The 4,490-nt window shown below is 35.6% G+C and carries 5 protein-coding genes; 1 reads left to right on the forward strand and 4 read right to left on the reverse strand.

What is annotated here, in order from left to right:
- Positions 1 to 405, forward strand: a 405-nt coding sequence (locus AC1DND_RS20650) for a hypothetical protein (RefSeq protein WP_477584508.1), incomplete at its 5' end; no start/stop codon positions are given.
- A 395-nt stretch (positions 406 to 800) separates the two neighbouring features.
- Here the strand turns inward: AC1DND_RS20650 and AC1DND_RS20655 are convergent.
- From AC1DND_RS20655 to AC1DND_RS20670, 4 genes are all read right to left on the reverse strand, one after another.
- Entirely contained in the window at positions 801 to 2,222 is a 1,422-nt protein-coding gene (locus AC1DND_RS20655; RefSeq protein ID WP_029275363.1) for a Glu/Leu/Phe/Val family dehydrogenase, read from the reverse strand.
- A 651-nt stretch (positions 2,223 to 2,873) separates the two neighbouring features.
- Complete coding sequence (locus AC1DND_RS20660) at positions 2,874 to 3,092, reverse strand: CcmD family protein (protein WP_477584510.1); 219 nt, start codon at positions 3,090 to 3,092, stop codon at positions 2,874 to 2,876.
- Between the two features lies 1 nt (position 3,093).
- Positions 3,094 to 3,756, reverse strand: coding sequence for a cytochrome c biogenesis protein CcsA (ccsA, locus tag AC1DND_RS20665; RefSeq protein WP_477584512.1), 663 nt, complete (start codon positions 3,754 to 3,756; stop codon positions 3,094 to 3,096).
- Positions 3,757 to 3,794: 38 nt separating this feature from the next.
- Entirely contained in the window at positions 3,795 to 4,460 is a 666-nt protein-coding gene (locus AC1DND_RS20670) for a heme exporter protein CcmB (protein WP_477584514.1), read from the reverse strand.
- Between the last annotated feature and the right edge of the window lie 30 nt (positions 4,461 to 4,490).

Here is a 4,490-nt window from a genome sequence, read left to right on the forward strand (position 1 = left end):
CCACAATTCTCTATTGCTATACATGCAGATGCAAATGGTCTAAAAAATTATTTAGCCAAACAAAAAATTATTAATTTAGATAGCAACCAAGTTAACAAAAGTGCATTTCCGCTCTATCAGGTTTTCGTAGAAAGTGATCTCAAAAAGCTTTATTTCGGAACAAAAAGACAGATGTCTTTCAAAAATGTACCCGCCCCCTCTCCAGATTTTTTCTACTTCTTTATTAATTTTGAAAAGCTGCATAAACAATCAAATATGGCTCAGTTTAGCAGTTATCTTAAAACATACAAAACACTTCAGGTTATCGGAAAATTAATTGGTGGAAAGCAGATGCGGTTTGACGGGAACTTAACATTGATGAATAAGGATATTAATTCGCTTTATCAAATATTGAAAGGACTATAAAGCATTTTTTGTTTTTTTGTTGATTTAAGGTGATTGGCATAGATTAAATAGCCCGTGGAATAACGCTGTCCTTCAACAGGTTCAGAACAGATATAGTCATCCTCTTTGTGCACTTTGCCAACTACCCCTTGTTTCTAAACCTGATGGGACGGATGCCAATTCCTTCAATTGGCAGGAGGTACAGCAGGGCCAACCCGCCCCTATGCAATACAGACCATTTATTTCCAAAACAAAAAAGCTAGAAATGGCTTACACGATCAGCTAAATATTCAAATCGGAATTTGTGATAACGAACTTGGACACAAAAAAGCCCTGCAGTTTTAATCCTGCAAGGCTTCATAATAAGATTGCCACATTCCGATAAAGGATCGGGATTCGCAATGACGATTAGTTGATTATGGCCAAACACCTAAATTCATATAAGAAACCGCAATTTTATCGATTGAATTTACAAAAGCAGCTGTTCTTAATGTTTGAGTTGCCGGTTTGTTCATTAATGTTTCGCGGATTTCATGGTAAGAATGGATCATAGTGTCTTCTAAACCAGAGTTTACCAATTCCATTTCAGATGCACCTTTAACAATCATTAAACGATGCTCAGGAAGGATCGTTTTACCGGTTAGGTTTTCTAAAGTATTGATCAGATTTGCATTTGAATTAGCTGCATAACGGTTCTCCATACGACCGAAAGCCACGTGAGAAAGGTTTTTCAACCACTCAAAATAAGAAACCGTAACACCGCCCGCATTGCAATACATATCAGGAATGATGATACCGCCCATTTCGGTAAAAATTGTTTCAGCTTCTGGCGTTGTTGGACCATTTGCACCTTCGGCAATAATTTTTGCCTTGATATTACGGATATTTAGCTCGGTAAATTGGTTTTCTAAAGCTGCAGGAACAATGATATCACAATCTTGCTCTAAACCTTCCATCGAATTTTTAAAATCTTTAGCGCCTGGGAAACCTAAAATTGAACCCGTGTTTTTACGGTGTGCAAAAACCTCATCAACATTTAATCCGTTTGCATTGTAGATAGCACCTTCAAATTCGCATAAACCTACAATGGTAGCACCAAATTCTGCCAAGAATTTAGCCGAGTGGTAGCCCACATTACCTAAACCTTGAACGATTACTCTTTTATCGCCTAAACCAGCTTTAAAGCCTATTTTAGCCATATCTTCTGCCACTTCTACACATTCGCGTACGGCATAAGCAACACCACGCCCTGTAGCTTCCTTACGGCCACGGATACCATGTAAAGCAATTGGTTTACCAGTTACACAGCCTAAAGCGTCTAACTGACCAGGATTCATAGTCATATAGGTATCGGCAATCCAGCTCATTTCGCGTTCGCCAGATCCATAATCAGGAGCAGGAACATCGATACCAGGGCCAATAAAATTTTTCTTAATTAATTCTGTAGTATAACGGCGGGTGATGGTTTCTAACTCGGCAACACTGTATTGTTTAGTGTTAATTTTAATACCACCTTTTGCGCCACCAAATGGAACGTTAACAATAGCGCACTTGTAAGTCATTAAGGCAGCAAGCGCCATAACCTCATCTTCGTTTACCATTTCACTGTAGCGGATACCACCCTTGGTAGGGCTCATGTGGTGAGAGTGTTCTACGCGCCAAGCATCAATTACTTCAAAACCGTTTCCGCGGCGGATTGGGAACTGGAAACGATACACACTATTACATGTTTTAATCTGGTTCAATAAACCTTCTGGATGATTGGTGAATTGAGCCGCACTGTCAAAGTTCTTACAAACATCTGCAAAGAACTTGTTCTCGTCTGCTAGATTAGCCATTATTTATTTTTTATATTGAATAAGTTTTCGGTGCAAAATTGCCTAAAAAAACTGCACATATCCAAATGCAAAAAGACTTAGTGTAAAGCAAACACCATTCTATTTTAGCTCAACAACAGTTTTTATACCCGTTGGAGAAAACTGTCGAAAAACCATACCCAAACACGTTTAAATGCAGATATCTTAGGTAGCCTACATCATAAAAACGACTATTTTTATAGGTTTTACACAGGCTATTTTGATCTAAAAAAATTTATAAAAAAAATATTCAAAATAGCCTTTTGTTGCAACGTTCAATAAATAGAAGCTAAAAAACAGATCAATATTACGAATATTGCAAATACGAATAAAAAACAGGACATAAAAAAAGTGACCAATTGTGTTGACCACTTCTTAATTTAACCTAAATCGTCCCGTTGATTTAATTTATAACTAACCAAACTTGATCAATAAATTACCAAAAAACAATACTGTGATGTAGGTATTTTATGTGGTTACTACTCTGTATTTTTAATTAGGGCTTTTAAAATTAGCAAAAACCTCTTTTACAATGAGATAAACACAAAAAAATAACAAATTTAATCTTAAAACATAGCTACTTACCAGCCATTAAAGCCTAATATGGTTTTAACCAGAATCGTATTTACGCTATTATTTATCAGTTTGGTTTTCTTTTTCGATTTTCTTTAATCTTTTATCGATTGAGAACAGGTAGGCCAACAAACCCACAAGAATAATTACGATACATATTACCACAACATATATCTTTCCATTGCTGCGAAGGCTATCAGCCATTTCTACGCCATTATCCTGCGCAAATAATTGCATGGCGGCCATCATTAATATCAGGGAGAAAAGAGTCTTCTTCATGTTAGTTTTCTTGTTGTTTGTTTTCTAATGAACGTAATCTAAAACGAATAGTATAAATCCAAAAGCCAATAATTGACCAGCCAATAAATGCCGGATATAAAACGGCTCTCATTCTGCTATCTAAATCGTAACTGTTAAAACCAGGATTTCCACCATTACCAGGGTGTAATGAGTCTGATAATCTTGGGAGTACCATAATAAGTACAACCATCATAGGAAAAGCAAAGATATTATAGATGGCAGATATTTTTGCTCTTTTTTGTTCTTCATCAATTGCATTTCGAAGAATTAAATAAGCAAAATATAATAATATGGCAATCGCACTAAAATTTTGCTTTACATCAAAACTCCAAAACTGCCCCCAGGTAAATTTAGCCCAAAAAGATCCTGTTATTAAGCCAAGTATACTAAAAACCACACCTACATTTACACTTTCAACAGCTTTTGTATCGTAGCTTTCTTTACCCTTAAGTAAAAACATAACACTATAAAAAACTGAGATAGAAAATAGTGTAATCATGGCAAACCACATTGGCACATGAAAGTATAAATTTCTTATGGTCTCATTCAAAATTGCCAATCTAGGTACACCGATCAGTAATCCTCCAATTGTTGAATACAAAACCAATATGGAGCCCAAAATTTTCCACCACGTTTTACGCATATATTATTTATAAATTATTTTGATTTATATTGGCCAATTTAATCCCTCCAAAGGTAAGGAAATAACAATAAAGCGGTTGCAACCGTAACTGCATTAACTGCTAAAAGCATGCCTATTTCATCATAACTGGTATCCCATGGTAAACCATCCACAGCATTCTTAGCTAATCTAATTAAAAGTATAAGAATGGGAATAATAATTGGAAAGCTTAAAATCGCCATTAACATTCCACCATTACCGGCTTTACTTGCTATGGCCGAAACCATTGTAAAAACGGTTGAGAAACTAATTGCACCTAGTACTATAGCTAGATAATACATTAATAAATTCGTGTCATTATATGTACCAAAAACCAAAATATAAAAACCAAGGGCAAGTGTGGTTAAAACAAGCATTAAAAGCACGTTGTAAATCATCTTTGAAATAAGAACAGCTGCCGGACTCGCCAAAATGTAACTGTACAACTGCTGGCCTTTAGTTTCTTGCAAAAAACTTTTCGATACGCCATTGATAGAGGCAAAAAGCATGATAATCCAAAACAAGGCATTCCATGTTAATTTATCGCCCAAGCTAACAAAAGAGAGGTAACAAGTAAAAATGGTAGAAACCACATAGAGCAATACACCGTTAATGGTATATTTGGAGCGCCACTCTAACAATACTTCCTTGTGAATTAAATATTTAACCTCTTTGGCCAATTGCATAACCGCAAAGATACTTTTATTGATAAATAT

Source organism: Pedobacter sp. 01N416 (assembly GCF_056399685.1).